Origin of the sequence: Wolbachia endosymbiont (group B) of Longitarsus flavicornis, from assembly GCF_964028135.1 — a bacterium.
GTDB lineage: Bacteria > Pseudomonadota > Alphaproteobacteria > Rickettsiales > Anaplasmataceae > Wolbachia.
In genome coordinates, this window is sequence record NZ_OZ034758.1 from 775,587 (window position 1) to 792,017 (window position 16,431).

The window sequence follows — 16,431 nt, forward strand, 5'->3', positions numbered from 1 at the left end:
TAATTATCAATCACTTCAAATTTTTTGTCCAATCTTAACTTCTCTTTCCCTTAACTTAATGGCAGTGAGATCAGACCAGGGATATAGGAAACATTTAAGTAATATATTAAGCAATGATTTGCTAATATCTGATCTCGGTTATTTTGTGCCAAGTTCTTTTAAACAAATCAATGAAATAGGAGCTTATTTCATAAGTCGTTATAAATCCGATACCAACATATATGATGTAGAAACAAATCAAAAAATGGAGTTATTAGAATGTTTAGAGGATAAGTTATTTTTAGAAAACGAGGTATTGTTAGGAAAAGAAGCAAAAATTAGAGTAAGAATTATATGTCAGAAACTAACTGAAGAACAGTCTATGGCCAGAAGAAGGAAAGCTAATAGATTAGCAAGATCGCAGGGATATACATCCTCTAAAAGAAATCAAAAATTGTTGAACTGGTCAATATTTATAACTAATGTTCCAGAAAATAAAATTAGTGCTGAGCAAGTATTAACGATTTACAGAGTAAGGTGGCAAATTGAGTTATTATTTAAATTGTATAAAAGCCATATCAGGCTTGATAAGCTAAAAGGAAAGCCATGCAGAGTATTATGTGAACTATATGCTAAATTGTGCGCAATTCTTATATTTCACGGCATAGTTGGTTGCACAGAAGTGAAAAAGAATACAGAACTTAGCTTAAACAAAGGCATTTATTGAGCTAAAAAGGCGGGTTAGAGAGTTATTTTTAGTATTAACCAAAATTAATAGTTTAAAAGCATTTCTTAAAAAACTCACTATAACTTGGTCGCGATTTTCATTAAAAGACAAACGTAGAAGGGCTAGAGTATCCACTTTAACCTCTCTAAATTTGCTCACAATCTCTTAACTTGACGCGTATGGTATGCAAATCAGTCCCTCTATCAAACCTCCTTGGCTCTTGTTTTGCATAAAGTGGTTTTCCTAGTGTATTTACTGTCTCATTAAAATCTGCTGGTGCAAAATATGTTGTAAATATGCTCGCTGTTCCTACTGGAAAACAGTTTCCACTTTCTCTTTCTATAAACCTTCTCACATTTCCCTCAGGATCAGTTGCTTGTCCTCTATATTCCTCAAACGTTATGCCACAAAATGTAAACCCTGACCTCATATCATTTCGAAGCGCTGCTCCTTCTTGCCATCTCTCGTATGCTTCTTTTACTTTAGCATGAGAAGTTAGTGCATCAAAAAACTCAGGGCTTACCAGTGCATGAATTCCAGTCATATATTCACCACTTAGATTATCTTCTATATGCCGGAGTACTTCCAGACACTTACGTTTTACGTCAGTTGTCGCTGTTCCAAGGGCAAAATTTACTACTTTCGGTGTGATTTCAAATTCGTTGTACAAATTTAATAATTCACTGCCATCTGCGTCCAGAATTATTCCTTTCAGCGCTCCCATTCGCAAATGCTCTAATGTTATTGCGTGTTTGTTTCTCATTAGCTGTAAATGGTCAGTTATTACGTCTGCCAGCGCTTTCAGTTCACTTTCTGATCCAAATGCCCTTATTCCCTGTACTTCCTCTGGTAACACTACATCATCATGTGGAATATGCGGAATCGTAAACGTTCTTACCTTTCTTTTTCCTCTTTTTCCTACTGTTGCTGGTGCTCCTGGAACTTGCGTTGGTAGTAAACTTAAAACTCCGTTATGTTCTTCTATGGTAATATGTCTAAATCTTACTGACCTATTTGGAAATAAATTTAAATTTTCAACCCGTCCATAATTTATCGGCAATATATTCATCGCATTTGTTAGTGCCGTCATGCTAAATGCTGTATTTGTAAATGGATTTTGCATTTTTTATTTTCCCCCTTTTGTGTTTTTAATAGTTTTTTAAGCTCCCTTGCGGATCTCGTGCTTCAAGTTGCTTTATTGCTTCAGCTTTCTGTTCTTCAGTGATATTTGCTGGCCATACAACTGCATGATCTGCTAGCATTGCTATACGAGTAATGATTACTGCTTTGGTGTTTTCCGTTGCGTTTACATCACTTGTTATTACACCTATTGCTGTTTGTGTGCCATCTGTTCCAATGGGATTAAGTACTCTAATAAAACCATCTTCTGTCTTTTTGGCAACTACTGCACCAAGTTTAATATTTTGACCTTTAGCTACTGTTATTTGGTCTCTTGAATATAGACTTGATGCTTCATACTTTAATAGGTCACCAAGGTTATTTTGTTCAGTTATACTTGTCATACCTTTTTCTCTCCTTTTTTTATTTTTTTACCGCCGCGTTTACAATTGCTATACACCGCGGTTATTACCTTATAATTAGCCATTATGGGGCATTTTGAACACTTGTTTACCACAGAGCACTATATACGGCGGTTATAAAATTTAAATGCACCGACTTTTCGCTACCTGCATCATCAAATCTTCCGGAGAATTCTGTGGTATTGTATTTAAAATCTCTGTCTTCTTTGTTCTCTCTGCAAGTAATTCCATTAAAACCTCCCTTGCTTGCTCAACACTTACGCCTTGCTCAATAAATTCTCCTATTTTCTCTGGCATCTTTGATACATTACATAATCTTATTATCTCTAAAATTTCTCTACGACAGTTCTCGTAGCCTTCCTCAGTTAACTCATTAGTTGTCATACTAACACTCCTACTTTTATGATTATTGATAAATTCAAAAAATGTTGTAACTCCATCTGCTAGACCTATTTCTACTGCTTTCTCGCCAAAATATAGCCCTGCTTCCGTTGATTTGATTGCTTCTATAGAAAGGTTTCGATTACGTGCTATTAGCTGCACAAACATTTCATATAGTCGGTCTACTTCTTTTTGTAAGCTTTCCAGACTTTCAGACGTCATTGGCTCATGTGGGTTTAAATCATTCTTTCGACTACCAGCAAAGATTGTGGTGTACTTAATACCTTGCTTTTCATCAAACCCACTTTGATCTATGTGACTTGCTATTACTCCAATACTTCCTACTCCTGAAGTTCTACTCACATATACCTTTTCAGCGCTAGAAGCTATAGCATATGCAGCAGAGTACGCATCATCGTTTGTTATTGCCACAATTCTCTTTTTTGCTCTTGCACTGTAGATAAAATCAGCTAAGTCGAAAATACCGTTTACCTCTCCTCCGGGACTATCTATGTCCAGTAAAATAGTCTCTATACTACTATCTTCTAATGCTTGCTTTACTTGTACTTCTATTTGCTCATATGATGTCATCCCGAGCATTTCATCAAACGCACCCGGTTTTTTAGTTAAAATTCCATGAATTGGTATAATTGCAGTTCTTTCTACGTTACTTTTGATGGAGTGCTTTATGTTTTTAAACGTGGGATGTTTTTGATTGTTTAATGACAATAGCTCAAAACTCCTTGGTTCAAGCATTAATGGTTTTCCTAAGAGCATCATAATCCTTTACAATCAGAGTCAAATATTAAGTTGAGACTATTTGCACGCTTTTGATCTTCTGCTATTTCTTGGTCAATTTCTTCAACATCGTAACCCATTTCTGATACTACTTCCGATCGACTCTTAAATCCATTCCTTACTGCCATTTGCTGTGCTTGCTGGTCTTTCAGTGGATCCACCCAATCAAATCCCTGTGGTATCCATTTTACTTCTTCTTTCGCTGCTTTTACTACTTTTTCATCTATACAGAGTTCTCCACAAAGTACTGCTAACTCTAGCCATCTATTCCATACTGGTCTGCAAAATTGGAATACCACAATGTTATGTTGCAGCATAGCGCATCGACGACGAAACTCTATTAATCCTGCTCTGATTGATGAATAATTAACGCCGGTTAAATCTCCTGTTAGCTGCTCATATGTTATCCCTGTACCAATCGCTATTGCCCTGAGTTGCTGTCTTATAAACGCTTCATAACTTCCTCCAACATCTGACGGCTCTGAAAATTTTATGTCTTCTCCTGGGTCTAAAAGCTGCATTGTTCCAGGTTCCAATCCAGACAGTGCTACTCCTTGCTCATTACTTTCACCTTCTCCTAAAATATTTGCTTCAGGATCGAGTCTCGTAATAAATCCAGCAAACATTGCTGCAGTTTTCTTTCTCACCAGCTCTGCATCATCATATTGATCAAGCTCATAAAGCTTTAGCAGTATATTAGAAAGCCATGGCTCTCCTCTAATTTGCCCAGGTCTTAATGGTCTATAGATATGTAAAACATCATTTGCTGGCACTCTCACTGATTCACCAAACGAGCTTTCTCCTGGATGTTCTCTAAATAAGTAATATGCCTCTCTTTGCCCAAAACTCAATGCCATTACGGATTATGTTACCATTTGCTAAAGTTTGATTTGTTTTATTATCTAAATGTTCAGATTCAAGTACTTGTAATTGCAGAGGTACACACAGACCATCTTCAGGTTTTCGGATCCGCAGACGTACAAAACATTCTCCTCCCTCTATCATACTTCTGCATACTAGAGCTTGTAATCCATAAAAATCACTTATTCCACAGCTATCTGCTTCATCTGTCCATTTTAGCCATAATTCTTGCACCTTCTTTCGAAATTCTCCATCTCTTGCTTTTGATTGTGGTTTTATTCCTGTTCCAATAGAGTTACTTACTATAGTATCAATGATATTTGCTGCATATGGATTTTTTCTCACCATGTCACGAGAGCGGCTACGTAAAGTTTCAAGGTTTTGAGACAGCAAATTGTTTATACTTCCTAACTCTGGTTGAAAGTGAAAAAATCTTCTTCCTGAGCCTGCTCCATCCCACGCTGAACTTTTGATTTTTGGCTTACTAAATAGTTGTTTGAACGATTTTAATAGCATTACTTTTCCTTATCTGAAATTTTCAATAATTCAGCCTCTAGCTCTTCTATTGTTGGTAGCGCTGTTTTTATCTCTTCTGGTAGGTTTTCAGTTATTCGATATTCAGCAAGGCCTATCGGTTTATTTATATCACGTAATGCGTACTCGGCTATAACACCAACTTTAGAGCGGTAGAGAATAAGACCAATTGATGGATTATCACCTGATTGTCTTAATAAATCGTCAACTGCTGAAAGATAAAAATTCATCTTTCCAGTATACTCTGGCCTAAATTTACCTGCCTTTAACTCAATTACAATATAGCAGCGAAGCTTAATATGATAAAAGAGCAAGTCCAAATAGAAATCTCTGTCTCCAACCCTTAAATGGTACTGCCTTCCTAAAAATGCAAACCCTTCACCAAGCTCTAAAAGAAAACGTTCTGTGTGAGCTACAAGAGCTTTTTCTACCTCCCGTTCATGAGCTTTCTTACCAAGACTCAAAAAATCAAATACATAAGGATTTTTCAGTGTTTGCTGCGCTAAATCTGATTGAGGTGACGGAAGCTTATCACCAAAATTTGTGATTGCTTTTCCTTCGCGTTTATACAAGTTTGTTTCAATTTGCATGGATAAGATGTTCCGAGACCATCCGCATTCACATGATTTTTTAATATACCAAAATCTTTCTTCTTTATTTTTAACTTCGTACATTATTACAATATTGTGTCCCCAAGGTAATTGGTCAACAGCTTGTTGACGAATTTCATTTTCGCTATATTCTTCCGCAAATCTCCTCATATATTTTAGATTTTGAATGCTAAATCCCTTCATATCAGGAAAAGCATCTCTTAAATCACGACTGAGTTGATCGATGATCTTTGCACCCCAGCCATGTTCTTTTTGACGCTTTAAGATCTCTGTACCAATATGGTGGTAAAGCACAATAAGCTTGCTATTTACTGCCAGTGCTGCTTTATAACGACTAGTAGCAATCTGCTCTTTCAGCTGCTCTAAAAATTCTGTATATTCTTTTGCTATAATTTTTGTCATAGAGTTCCTTTCAACGATTTTTATCATTATACGATCCCCTTACTCGTTGAAAAAACAATTTTCCTCTTTGGCTTCATGCCTGCAACTTTTAACCCCGCTTTTATTCGTTGCCTGAGCTCCAATAAATCCTTTATTTGAACTTCCCCGTACCGCACAACATGGTCACCATATGCAATTGATACCACTCTTTCGCCACTCTGAAGCTTCTTTATTGCTTGTTCAACTTGAATTAGATAATCTTCGTTATACATTTACTGATCCATTTGCTTTTCACTATTTTCTTTGATTTTTTACTTTCTGGTTTTTCACTTAAACTATTCCATTTACTCTCTGGCCATCTATCTATTCCCAGTGCTATCGATGCTGCTCTTGCATAAATCCTACAGTCTAATACTTCATTTCTTTCTCTTACCTTTTGCCACTCTTGTTTGGTATATCCCTTTACTACCTTGCTGACTAATTGCTCTGCCGTTAGCTGCTTAAAATATTCAGGTGCATACTCAGGAAAATGACAATATCCTGCTGGCACTTTTTCTTTTTCCCCGTTTTTTAAAACATTAAGTAGCTGAAAAAGCTCTGACTTTAATATCGATACTCCTACTGGCCAGAGCTTTATTCCTCTTTTCAGCTTTTGACCACCAACTGTTATATCTACTCTACTTGGGCTGCTAAGTGGTACTAGTGCTTTATTTACACCTTTGACTGCCATTACTCTTCCAGATCCTTGATGACCTCTTACCCAGTTGTATACTTCTTGCGTTGCATACCCTGCATCAACCGCCATCATACTTATCATATACTCAAGCCCATTTTCACCGATAAAATGATGATTGAGGAGCTCCGAAAGCTTTCCCCATACTTCTCCTCTTCCAGTATCACCTTCAAATACTCGGTAATCTATTGACCAATTTTCTCTGCCTTTTCCCCATGCTACAACTTCTACTTCTAAGCGATCTTTTTGTACATCTACTCCTGCTGTAAGCACCACTTCTCTCCTAGGTACTGTGCCTACGGGAAAAAATTCTCTCCTGTTAAATAATTGCTTCCAATCTGGCACTTCTCCTTTATCTACCCAAGTTTCTCCAAGCGTAGTATTTATCCAAACTTTCAGTAATTGTTCACTTTCCTTTGCATGCAGAAAATCCTCTACTGCTTGTTGCCAACTATACCACCCAACTGGGCTATAAAGACTTGAAAGATGAAATCCTTTTTTCTCACCTTTCATTGGATTTGTAGCTCTCCATTCTCCACGTTCAAGCATCTCTGTCTTTTAATGATTTTCTATCTTTTCACCACATTCTATACATATATAGTGTGCTGTACTTGGATTTTTATCTTCCCATTTTATTTGTGACCATTTTAGAACTTGATAGTAATTACAATACGGACATGGTACAAAAAAGTACTGCTTATCTGTTGCTTCAAATTCTTTCTCAATTCTGCTTATTCCATGAATCGTTGGTGTTGATACTAAAAAAATCTTTCGCCGTGCAAATGTATTAGTACGGGCTATGCTGAGTAAAACTGGATCTCCTTCACCACCTGAATCTCCTGGATAGGCGTCTATTTCATCAAGAAAGAGATATTTTACTGGCATAGACCTCAGTCCTACACTGCTGTTTGCTCCAGTTATTACTACTATTCCACCTGGAAATTCCTTACTTTGTACAGTATTGCCTGAGTCTCTTGACCTTGGGTCTTTTACTTTACTCTTTAAACATGGCGTACTCTCTATTAACGGCGCAAATCTTCCTTTTGACCAACGCTTTCCCATTTCAACTGTTGGCTGCACAACTAACATTGGACCAGGAGTCTGATCTATAATATAGCCTATCCAATTGTTACCAGCTTCTGTTCCTCCAATCTGCGCTCCTTTCATGAATACTACTTTTTCTGCTGGTGAGGACGGAGAAAGTGAATCCATGATTTCTTTTAAATAAGGAGTTCTTTCTGTTCTCCACTTTCCTGGCTCTGATGCTGCAGTTGGCGCTAAAACTCGATACTCATTCGCCCACTCTGATACTTTAAGCTCTGGATCTGGTCTTAAACCTTCAGAAAAAGCTCTAGCGTATATCATTGTCTGCATCTACTCATAATTGGTTCTATCTCAATATTGTTAACAGTAGAGTTTATTCCTCCACACTCCTCCAATTCCATAAACATCTTTTTCTGAAATTCGTTTTCTATATATCTTTTGCTCATCTCACTTATCATTAGTGCTATAATAAGCGCAAATATCCCTGTTATTGTTGCAAAAATGATTGCACTGCTTATTGTTGTTGCTGTTAACCCTATACATACCGCTATTGCTACTGCACTTACTGAGGTAAAAACACAGATCACATTGGTGTATTTTCTTACTTTTGCATCTCTATGTTCTATACACCTATAATAAACTGGTACAGACTTGCCTATCTCGTCTGGTAATTTGATGCTCTTTTCTTTAAATAAAGTTTTTAGCAATTCTAAATTATTTGACTTGATTGCTAAGTGCAAAACAGGTGTATAGTTTGCTCCTTTTTTCAGCAATAACTTTACTACATGTAAATGCCTTTTTTCTGCAGCAAGATAAATTGGTGATAGACCTTTATTATTTACAATATCAATATTGATTTCTTCTTTTAAAATTGCATCTACAATCTCAATTTCTCCTCTTTGTGCAGCTAAATGGAGTAGACTATTCTTTTCAGAACCGTATTTATTACTCACCAAAGCCTTCTTTATCTCAGGTTTAGCGTAATCAAATGGTGTCTTGCCGCTATCGTCTTTTACCAGAGGGTCTATATCTTCTCGCGTTAGTAAAACTTCTATTGTTTTAAGTCTTTCAGCGTAATGTAGTGGCGTTTTATTTTCGTAGTCTTGCAAATTTACTTGAGCATTAGGCTCCTTTATTAAGCATTTGAGAATATCAAGACACAAATCTCTTTCATCGTAATTAGTATTATTTACAGCTATATGAACAGGTGATAATTTCATCGAGTTTTGTCCTACACGTGCGCTATTTACATCTGCTCCTAGCTCCAGTAATAACTTTACTATCTCCAATTTTTTGTTGTTAACTGCATAGTGCATCGGTGTCTGATTTCGTACATCAAAGACATCTATTTCAGCGTTTCCTTCTCTTATCAAAATCTTTACAACTTCTGCATGTCCTATTCCTGCTGCTAGATGTAATGGAGTATGATGCAGAGCATTTCGTACATTAACGTCAACACCTTTTCCTATCAAATATCTAACTGCATTAACTTCACCTATCATTGCAGCTAAATGAAGTAAGTTATCTTGTTCTGATCCGTATTTGTTATTAATTAGCGCTTGTAATATTTCTGCTTTTTTACCTTCTTTGGCATAATCTAAGGAGGTTTTGCCTTCATTGTCCTCAACAAAAGGATTGATATTCTTTTTTGTGAGTAGCAGATCTACCATGCTTAATTCATCAAATTCTATAGCACAATGTAGTGGTGTCTTTCCATTTAATCCTCTAACATTAACATCTAATCCAGGTTAGACACTTTATTAACTCTAAACTTAAGTTATTAGCCATTTTATATTTGAAATTTAGTATTAGATAATTCTTGTAATGAGTTTGTAATCTCTTCAGTGAGCGTCTTATGAATCTTTTCAGTGTCACTTAGCGATGCAAGCAGTGCTGAAACTCTATTTGGAATATTAAGCAAATTATTACGGACAACTCTTGCTACGTTAAATGCTTCATTTCTTACTTCCTCTACTGCTATAAGTTCTCCTATCTCAGCCTTAGCTTTCGCCTCAAGCAGTTTACCACGTTCCATTTCATTTTTTATTCTAGTTTTTAGCAACATCGTGGAAAGTTTTTCTCCGCTTTCTGAATAGTTTTTTCTTCTCAGTGGTTGACTTGGATCTCTGATTGTTTCTATAGCCCTGTTTGCTTGTTCTCGGTCAATGAGTCCATCCTCCAGCTCAACTATTCCTTTTTTTACTAAATAACAGACATATTGCTTTAAAACTCCTAGTTCTTTTGCCCATTCCGTCTGCGTGATTTTTTCCACTCTTTTCCTCCTCTCTTTATTGCTCCTTTTTACGAATTTTCTTCTTGAATTTCTGCAAAAGTTTTACCAGTACTGGCTAAAAGGGCATCTCTTCCGGTATATATTTGCCAACGTTTTATGGTTACATCTACAAATTTTGAATCTAGCTCTATTGTCCTACAAATTCTTCCTGTTCTCTCACATGCAATCAGTGTACTTCCAGAGCCGCTAAATGGATCAAGAACTATGTCTCCTGATCTGCTGCTGTTTACTATCGCTCTCTCCATTAGCTCTACTGGCTTCATTGTTGGATGTAGTGTATTGTGCGTTGGCTTATCATAAAACCACAGGTCACTTTGATTTCTACCACCATGCCACTCACGTTTATTGCCATTTTTCCAACCGTAGAGCATTGCTTCATATTGTCTCTGATAATCAGACCTGCCTAGTGTAAAATGATTCTTTGCCCAAATGATAAATGTTGACCATTTTCCTCCCGCTTCCTCAAATGCTTTTTGCAACGTTGAAAACTCTGATGATGATATGCAGATGTAAATTGCACCTTTCGTATATGCTAAAATGTGGGAACAGATATCGTAGAGAAAAAGTTCGTACTTTTCACCTTGATTATCGTTTAATATTTTTTTATCTTGGCTACCACCATAATCAACGTTATATGGAGGATCACAAACAGTAATGTCTGCCATTTTATCATCTAACAGCGCTTTATATGATTCAACTACAGAGCTATCACCACAATAGATTCGATGATCACCTAAAATCCAAAGATCACCTGGTTTTGTTATTTCTACCTTTTTGTCATCAACAACTAAGTCAGAAAGATTTTCTTTTTCACCGTCAAAATCATCGAGAAACCGTTGAACTTTTTCTAATTCAAATCCTGTCATTTTTAAGTCAAACTGCAAATCTTCTAGCTCTTGAATTTCCACTCTCAAAAGATCATCATCCCACTTTGCCCAATTGGCTGATTGATTGGCCAGTAACCGAAAAGCTTTGGTTTGTGGTTCATTTAAATTATCACTGAGGACTACTGGAATACTCTCCATACCAAGTTTTCTTGCTGCTTTAAGTCTTAAATAACCATCAACCACAGTTCCATCGCTTTTTGCAACTATTGGAATACGAAAGCCGAATTCCCTGATTGAAGCACACATTCTATTTACTACGTCATCATTCTTACGTGGATTACGCTCATATTCGACTAGATTTTCAACAGGATAGTAGTGGATTGCTAAATTCATATCTTAATAATTAAAAAGTTAATATTCAAAATATGTCTAACACTAGAAAAGGCCTGAGGTCTGACCCACTAAACCCGCCATTATGGCCGAAAGGACCCACTTTTATGGTATTTTTGATATGTTAAAATCTTTACCAAGATTCATAGCGTAAAACATTAATGCTAAAGCATCAGATTCATTATCATCTTTAGGCAAAAAACCTTTTTCCTTTACAGCTTCAATAACTTCACTCTTACTTGCATCTGCTATAAAGCGTTTTATAGTTTTAACATTAACACCTTGGTAGGGAATATTGTTCTCTTCACACCAAGCAGACAGAACTGCGAAAAAACCGCCATAGCAATGCGCTGCATCAGTTCCTAGATGTCTTCTTACTTCCTCAAAATACACTGCAGTGAACTTATGCTTCAAGGAATTAAGCCAATTGCGAAAACTCAAAAAATGCATGCCGCCTCCACTGAAACGACTACCATGAAAACTTTCGCTTCCACTTTCAATTACTCCACCTGTTAAAATTGCCCAGCCCGTTTGCTTGCCGAGGTCTAGTGTTAGGATTGACATTTATATTCAGAATTTGTTTCGCTAGAGTGCTATATAATATATATTCAGGATTTGAAAAATTTTTGTCCAAAAAATCTTCTTCTTAAGCAAACTTTTTAGAAAAAACTTGGTTAAAAATCAGTAAACAGCCCTTGCATAATTATTGGTCAAGACTTTCAGATTTCTATCTTAACTATTTAAATAGTCTATTATGCTATTATGGTGTGGTTAGTTTCTTATGAACATTTATCCAAATCGTAAATTTTGGGAAGATGATTTAGAAGTACCTGTTAACCATTTGCTTGATCGTTTTCACAATACAAAAATACGTCAGTCTTGGATAGATTCACTTTCTGGTAAGCAATTAAATATTATTTTTCAAAACTCCTTTAAAGATAAATTAAATGCTCAACTCTTTGATGATGAAAGTTGCGATAATACATCTGTACAATACAAACGTAAAGTGATTGCTAATTATTCCGATTCTCTCGTTACTTACTACTTGATTACCTGTTTTGACCGTGCAAAACTAGAAGTTACTGTCAGTGAAATTGCAAGATCTGCATTAACTACAGAACTCATGAAATCCTACCTTGTAAAAAATAATAATAAATATGACAAGAAGTCTTTGCTGTTTCTACTGTTTCATGCAGATTACAATCTTTTAAAGTCTGTCTATCACTTTGAAAAAATACAAAGAAAGAGTTTCATGTCTTTTGCCTTACAAAAAATACCAAGACGACCAAGTACTCCATTTAAGGACTTTATCTCAGAGGAAATCATACAACAAATACTGAAAGAAGATAACATTAAGAGAAATGACAGTTTCGAGAATCAACTACAAGGTTTCTTCTATCATCAGAATCGTTTATATGTGTTAATACGCAAAGCTAGCGATATAGATTTATTGTTAAATTCAAACAAAGTCATTCATGGCCATAAGGCAGAGTGGATGATTTTGGATTTTCTACTAAATGGCACTCAGGTAGATCTTGGTGCTAGAAATATTGATCAAGCTATAGAAATAGCAAATAGCATTGCAAGTTGTTACTTTGGTTGCGAATGTATTTTTGTAGATGTGCAGGATAAAAATTTCGCGGAACAGGTGCATAAATTTATAGAAACTTGTATTAATGAATCTGATTCAAATATTCGTGTTTTTGAGTTAAAGTTTCAGTCAAATCGTTTCAATTACAGCTATACTAATATCACTTTGACTGTTGCTCCATATGATCCTATTGCACCGGAATTGCATGTTTTAAAGCCATTTGTAGGAGACATAGTGCCATTTATAGAATCGATTAAAGTAATATTTCAAGGCAAAAAGATAGGCTTATTTTTCAAGCGAAGTGATGAGTATATAGCAATTTACTACTCTGAACATCCTCTGAATAAAAGGGAAAGAGAGGATTTTAAAGCATACATAAAACAATTTTATGGTCTTACAATCTTGCCAAGAGCAAATCTCTGATCTTCTTAATTCTGGCAGCTCTTGGATTAATCCAAATCAAAATTACATCGAAGCAGCAAGGTATTTGTCAGATCTTGAATTAATTAAGATGCAAGAGAGGTCTTACATTATCTGCTCTCGTAGACAAGATAAATTAGATTGGCCAAATATAGTTGATCCATACTGTAACAATGAGATTTTCATTGATGAGGACTTTAACGAAGCATGCGATAATATAATTTGTGAAAACTGCAACCGTGATATTTTACCTAATACCTACAAGAAGCAAAGATTTCATCGCTTATCTGTATATTTAAACCCAGAGAAAATCATGCATTGGTTTGAAGGTCAGCTAAGTAATACGCATTTCATGTGGCAAAAGGTGGAAAGAGGAGTTTATCATGTTGGTGACCAAGGTCAATTTGTAAATCTCATTGTTCTTGATTTTTGCACCAATCCAACATTCTTAACCATAGATAGGCTAAGAGTCAATCCAACCGTATTAGTAATACTGAGAAAAAATCCATCAAACATACCTCTTGATTTGCCCATAGTAAAAATGGTTGACCTTTTCTTTCAGCATAAGACTTTAATTGAAGTATTCCAAGAAGCAGCACAAAGAGGAGTACTAGAGTTCATACCAAATACTTCAATGCAAATCTTACATACTGCACTTAATCTAATTGAACCTCCTAAAGAGAAGGAATTACTAAAGTTGCAATTGATAGAGGGCTCACTTTACGTAAACAATATAGAGATTCTAAATAAGAAAGCTGTAGCATGTATGAAGGTTTTTCGCATATTATTTGAACAATTTTTGCATGATTGTAAAAAAGAATTACCTCCTGAAAAACACATGTTGCTTAGCATAACTGAAATAGAAAAACGCCTAAATCTCGATCCAGAAGCAGATCCAGAACATTACATTAGAAAACCAATAAACACAATTCAAAGAACAATAAAACTACATTAGCCAAAAAGTTAGGACTAAACATCGAACGTAATGATGTGATTCAAACAGTTGGTTGGCCTGGATCATCGCGTAGAGATTATGGTTACCGTATCAACCCTTTTACTGTGGTAGTTCGTTAACTGTGTTGACGAGAAGTAAAAGTAGTATATTTTTTACCCTAAAGTCACATCTAGCTTTAAAATACAGTTTTTGTCTTATTTAAAAAAATATAAATTCTCAATTACGTAACTCACCAAAAACCTATCTCGTTTCTTTTGCTTTCTTCAATCTTTTCTACTCTGTTCGTTTGCCGGCTTTTGTGTTTGAAGCACATCTACACTCAATGACCCTATACTAATATATACCGGATTTCTTACTACTTTTTCCGGGATTTTCTCAAAAAAAGTTAAAATAATTTTAAGACAGCTAAGGAATTAAAGAGCTTTGAAAACCAGCTATATCTTTTACAGCAGCTTCTTTGCTATTTGAGTTGTTTCCATTTTGGAAATAACTGCTTATTTGAGTTGAGAGGAGATTACACGAGCTTTTGATAAAAACACTAATCCCCTATCTAGATAACGCTATAATAGCCCTTTAAAACATCTTAAAGAATTGTGTTGTAGTAGAGAGATTGTTTTGGCTCCATCCCCTTCTTTTAAAGCCAAAGATACTAATGTTAGCAAACTCTATAAACTTAAGAATAACTGTAGAAACTACTATTTTTTAAGTCAGAAAAACCATTACTTACAATTTAATAATTTTCCAAAATCAATTATGTGTGAAAAGTAATCACTATCTATAACATCATCACTTACATCATTAACGTGGATAAGGACTGGACGACATGAAAAGCCTTTTGGACGATTTAGTGCATCTATTTTCTTTTGTACCTCTTGTATTATTGAATGACCAATTTTATCTTTTGAAAATTTGATTTCGCAAATGTAGAGAGTGTTAAACTTCGTTTGAATCATATAATCAATTTGACAACCTGCACTATTACGCGTTCTCTTCTGAAAAAATGGATTCTCACTTATTATTCCATCAATTCCTAAGATATTATGTATACTCTTTCTATTGTTCAGCACCAAATTTTCAAATTGAAGCCCAATAATTGTATACCACTCTGGTAAGAACCCTATAGAATAGGTGTCACGACTAATTTTTCCTAGATCTTTTTCAATATATTTTAGATAAAACCTTAAATAATTATCTTGAAGTCTGTACCTCCTGAGTCGTGAATCAGTACCAGTTTTTATATTACAAGTATGATCTTTTGCAATAAAACCAGCAAGCTCAAGCTCATGTAGATACTCAGAAATGCGTCCATGTCTTACGATATTTAAAGTAGCACAAATTTCTTCTTGTTCTTTAGCTCCAGTAGAAAGAGCTCTGACTATTTGCTTATAAAAAGCCGTTTTTCGCATGAATAAATCTGAGAATATTTGATTAAATTCTTCAACTAAAAACCCACCTTTTGTAAAACAAAGCCTTTTAATATTTTCTTCAGCGCTATGCTTAAAATTTACCTCTTCTAAATACTTTGGAATTCCGCCAGTTACTGCAAGCACCTTAAATTTTTCATATGCTGAAATATTTTTCGGCCAAAATTCATTGCAATCAGAAAGTGATAATTCTCCGAGTGTTAAAGTTAACGATATTCTCCCTACGAAACCAGTACTACTAAGTATATTTTTCTCGATCCATGATGAAGCTGATCCACAAACAACGAAAATTAGCTTGTTATTATTTTTTAGCTGCGTATCCCAAAAATTCTTTATTTTTCCTAAAAACGTTGGATCTTTTGAGCCCATCCAAGAAATTTCATCAAACAGCAATAATGTTTTTCCTGATAGCAGACGTTCACCAACTGCCCATAGTAAATCGCTCCAGTCATCATACCTAGCAAAAGATGTATTAAATTGTCTAGCAACTTGTCTAGAAAATTCATTAAGTTGGTAGGACATTGTAGTATGCTTTTCTGGTGGCAAACCTATAAAGGAGTAATATTGTTCAAAATACTTACCAAACTCTTGAATTAAACGACTTTTTCCTATACGACGCCTTCCTTTGACTACTACAAAAGATGCAGTATTTTTTTCTGTAAGCTCCAGTAGTTGTTTTAACTCAGTTTGCCTACCAATAAATGATGGAGACATAAAATACGAAATATAAATCTTTGTCTCCGTTATACTAGATAAAATTGGAGACGTAAATAAATAAATTTAGATCTTTGTCTCCATTTTAAGGGGCAATCAAGTTTTACGAGCTTCTGTTTCTTCTTCTATGGCAGTAACTTCAAACTTTTTTCCTTGAGCTACCTCTACAATTTGCTAATTTCATTACTGAGAGTTTTGCAATTAATTGCTCAGAGGTTTGCGATAAA

11 protein-coding genes and 4 pseudogenes are annotated in these 16,431 nt (G+C 35.3%); 3 read left to right on the forward strand and 12 right to left on the reverse strand.

Annotated features, from left to right (window positions below; all coding sequences use genetic code 11):
• Window positions 1–49 precede the first annotated feature (49 nt).
• Window positions 50–875 (forward strand): annotated as a pseudogene (locus ABWU45_RS03585) (IS4 family transposase); the annotation flags it as partial.
• Here ABWU45_RS03585 and ABWU45_RS03590 read toward each other — a convergent pair.
• The 11 genes and pseudogenes from ABWU45_RS03590 to ABWU45_RS03640 form a co-directional block, all read right to left on the reverse strand.
• Window positions 852–1,829, reverse strand: a complete 978-nt coding sequence (locus tag ABWU45_RS03590; RefSeq protein WP_353279013.1) for a major capsid protein — start codon at window positions 1,827–1,829, stop codon at window positions 852–854. The pseudogene ABWU45_RS03585 and the gene ABWU45_RS03590 overlap by 24 nt on opposite strands.
• A 25-nt stretch (window positions 1,830–1,854) precedes the next feature.
• Window positions 1,855–2,229 (reverse strand): head decoration protein, encoded by a 375-nt coding sequence (locus tag ABWU45_RS03595; RefSeq protein ID WP_353278498.1) that lies wholly within the window; start codon window positions 2,227–2,229, stop codon window positions 1,855–1,857.
• Window positions 2,230–2,370: 141 nt separating this feature from the next.
• Complete coding sequence (locus ABWU45_RS03600) at window positions 2,371–3,405, reverse strand: S49 family peptidase (protein WP_353279070.1); 1,035 nt, start codon at window positions 3,403–3,405, stop codon at window positions 2,371–2,373.
• Window positions 3,405–4,803: pseudogene (locus tag ABWU45_RS03605) on the reverse strand (phage portal protein). Before ABWU45_RS03605 ends, ABWU45_RS03600 begins: the two are co-directional and overlap by 1 nt.
• Entirely contained in the window at window positions 4,803–5,834 is a 1,032-nt protein-coding gene (locus ABWU45_RS03610; RefSeq protein ID WP_353279014.1) for a YhcG family protein, read from the reverse strand. The pseudogene ABWU45_RS03605 and the gene ABWU45_RS03610 overlap by 1 nt, the downstream one beginning before the upstream one ends.
• 26 nt (window positions 5,835–5,860) lie before the next feature.
• Window positions 5,861–6,085 carry a gpW family head-tail joining protein gene (locus tag ABWU45_RS03615; protein WP_353279015.1) on the reverse strand — a complete coding sequence of 75 codons (225 nt, stop codon included), beginning with the start codon at window positions 6,083–6,085 and terminating at the stop codon, window positions 5,861–5,863.
• Window positions 6,064–7,911 (reverse strand): annotated as a pseudogene (locus ABWU45_RS03620) (phage terminase large subunit family protein). Before ABWU45_RS03620 ends, ABWU45_RS03615 begins: the two are co-directional and overlap by 22 nt.
• Window positions 7,908–9,378, reverse strand: a pseudogene (locus ABWU45_RS03625) (ankyrin repeat domain-containing protein). The pseudogenes ABWU45_RS03620 and ABWU45_RS03625 overlap by 4 nt, the downstream one beginning before the upstream one ends.
• A 1-nt stretch (window position 9,379) precedes the next feature.
• Window positions 9,380–9,862: a hypothetical protein gene (locus ABWU45_RS03630; protein ID WP_353279016.1), complete on the reverse strand. Its 483-nt coding sequence runs from the start codon at window positions 9,860–9,862 to the stop codon at window positions 9,380–9,382.
• A 29-nt stretch (window positions 9,863–9,891) separates the two neighbouring features.
• Window positions 9,892–11,103 carry a DNA modification methylase gene (locus tag ABWU45_RS03635; protein ID WP_353279017.1) on the reverse strand — a complete coding sequence of 404 codons (1,212 nt, stop codon included), beginning with the start codon at window positions 11,101–11,103 and terminating at the stop codon, window positions 9,892–9,894.
• Between the two features lie 102 nt (window positions 11,104–11,205).
• On the reverse strand, window positions 11,206–11,664 hold the full coding sequence (locus ABWU45_RS03640) for a Holliday junction resolvase (protein WP_353278250.1): 459 nt from the start codon (window positions 11,662–11,664) through the stop codon (window positions 11,206–11,208).
• A 217-nt stretch (window positions 11,665–11,881) separates the two neighbouring features.
• On the opposite strand from ABWU45_RS03640, the gene ABWU45_RS03645 reads away from it, so the two are divergent.
• Both ABWU45_RS03645 and ABWU45_RS03650 read left to right on the forward strand, forming a co-directional pair.
• Window positions 11,882–13,114: a hypothetical protein gene (locus ABWU45_RS03645; RefSeq protein WP_353278251.1), complete on the forward strand. Its 1,233-nt coding sequence runs from the start codon at window positions 11,882–11,884 to the stop codon at window positions 13,112–13,114.
• Window positions 13,080–14,066 (forward strand): hypothetical protein, encoded by a 987-nt coding sequence (locus ABWU45_RS03650; protein WP_353279018.1) that lies wholly within the window; start codon window positions 13,080–13,082, stop codon window positions 14,064–14,066. Before ABWU45_RS03645 ends, ABWU45_RS03650 begins: the two co-directional genes overlap by 35 nt.
• A gap of 719 nt (window positions 14,067–14,785) precedes the next feature.
• On the opposite strand, the gene ABWU45_RS03655 is transcribed toward ABWU45_RS03650, so the two are convergent.
• Window positions 14,786–16,204 carry an AAA family ATPase gene (locus tag ABWU45_RS03655; RefSeq protein WP_353279019.1) on the reverse strand — a complete coding sequence of 473 codons (1,419 nt, stop codon included), beginning with the start codon at window positions 16,202–16,204 and terminating at the stop codon, window positions 14,786–14,788.
• Window positions 16,205–16,431 lie beyond the last annotated feature (227 nt).

Coding starts and splice junctions, on each gene's coding strand:
- ABWU45_RS03590 (WP_353279013.1), bottom strand. CDS start 1,829: ATGCAAAATCCATTTACAAATACAGCATTTAGCATGACGGCACTAACA.
- ABWU45_RS03595 (WP_353278498.1), bottom strand. CDS start 2,229: ATGACAAGTATAACTGAACAAAATAACCTTGGTGACCTATTAAAGTAT.
- ABWU45_RS03600 (WP_353279070.1), bottom strand. CDS start 3,405: ATGCTCTTAGGAAAACCATTAATGCTTGAACCAAGGAGTTTTGAGCTA.
- ABWU45_RS03610 (WP_353279014.1), bottom strand. CDS start 5,834: ATGACAAAAATTATAGCAAAAGAATATACAGAATTTTTAGAGCAGCTG.
- ABWU45_RS03615 (WP_353279015.1), bottom strand. CDS start 6,085: ATGTATAACGAAGATTATCTAATTCAAGTTGAACAAGCAATAAAGAAG.
- ABWU45_RS03635 (WP_353279017.1), bottom strand. CDS start 11,103: ATGAATTTAGCAATCCACTACTATCCTGTTGAAAATCTAGTCGAATAT.
- ABWU45_RS03640 (WP_353278250.1), bottom strand. CDS start 11,664: ATGTCAATCCTAACACTAGACCTCGGCAAGCAAACGGGCTGGGCAATT.
- ABWU45_RS03645 (WP_353278251.1), top strand. CDS start 11,882: ATGAACATTTATCCAAATCGTAAATTTTGGGAAGATGATTTAGAAGTA.
- ABWU45_RS03650 (WP_353279018.1), top strand. CDS start 13,080: ATGGTCTTACAATCTTGCCAAGAGCAAATCTCTGATCTTCTTAATTCT.
- ABWU45_RS03655 (WP_353279019.1), bottom strand. CDS start 16,204: ATGTCTCCATCATTTATTGGTAGGCAAACTGAGTTAAAACAACTACTG.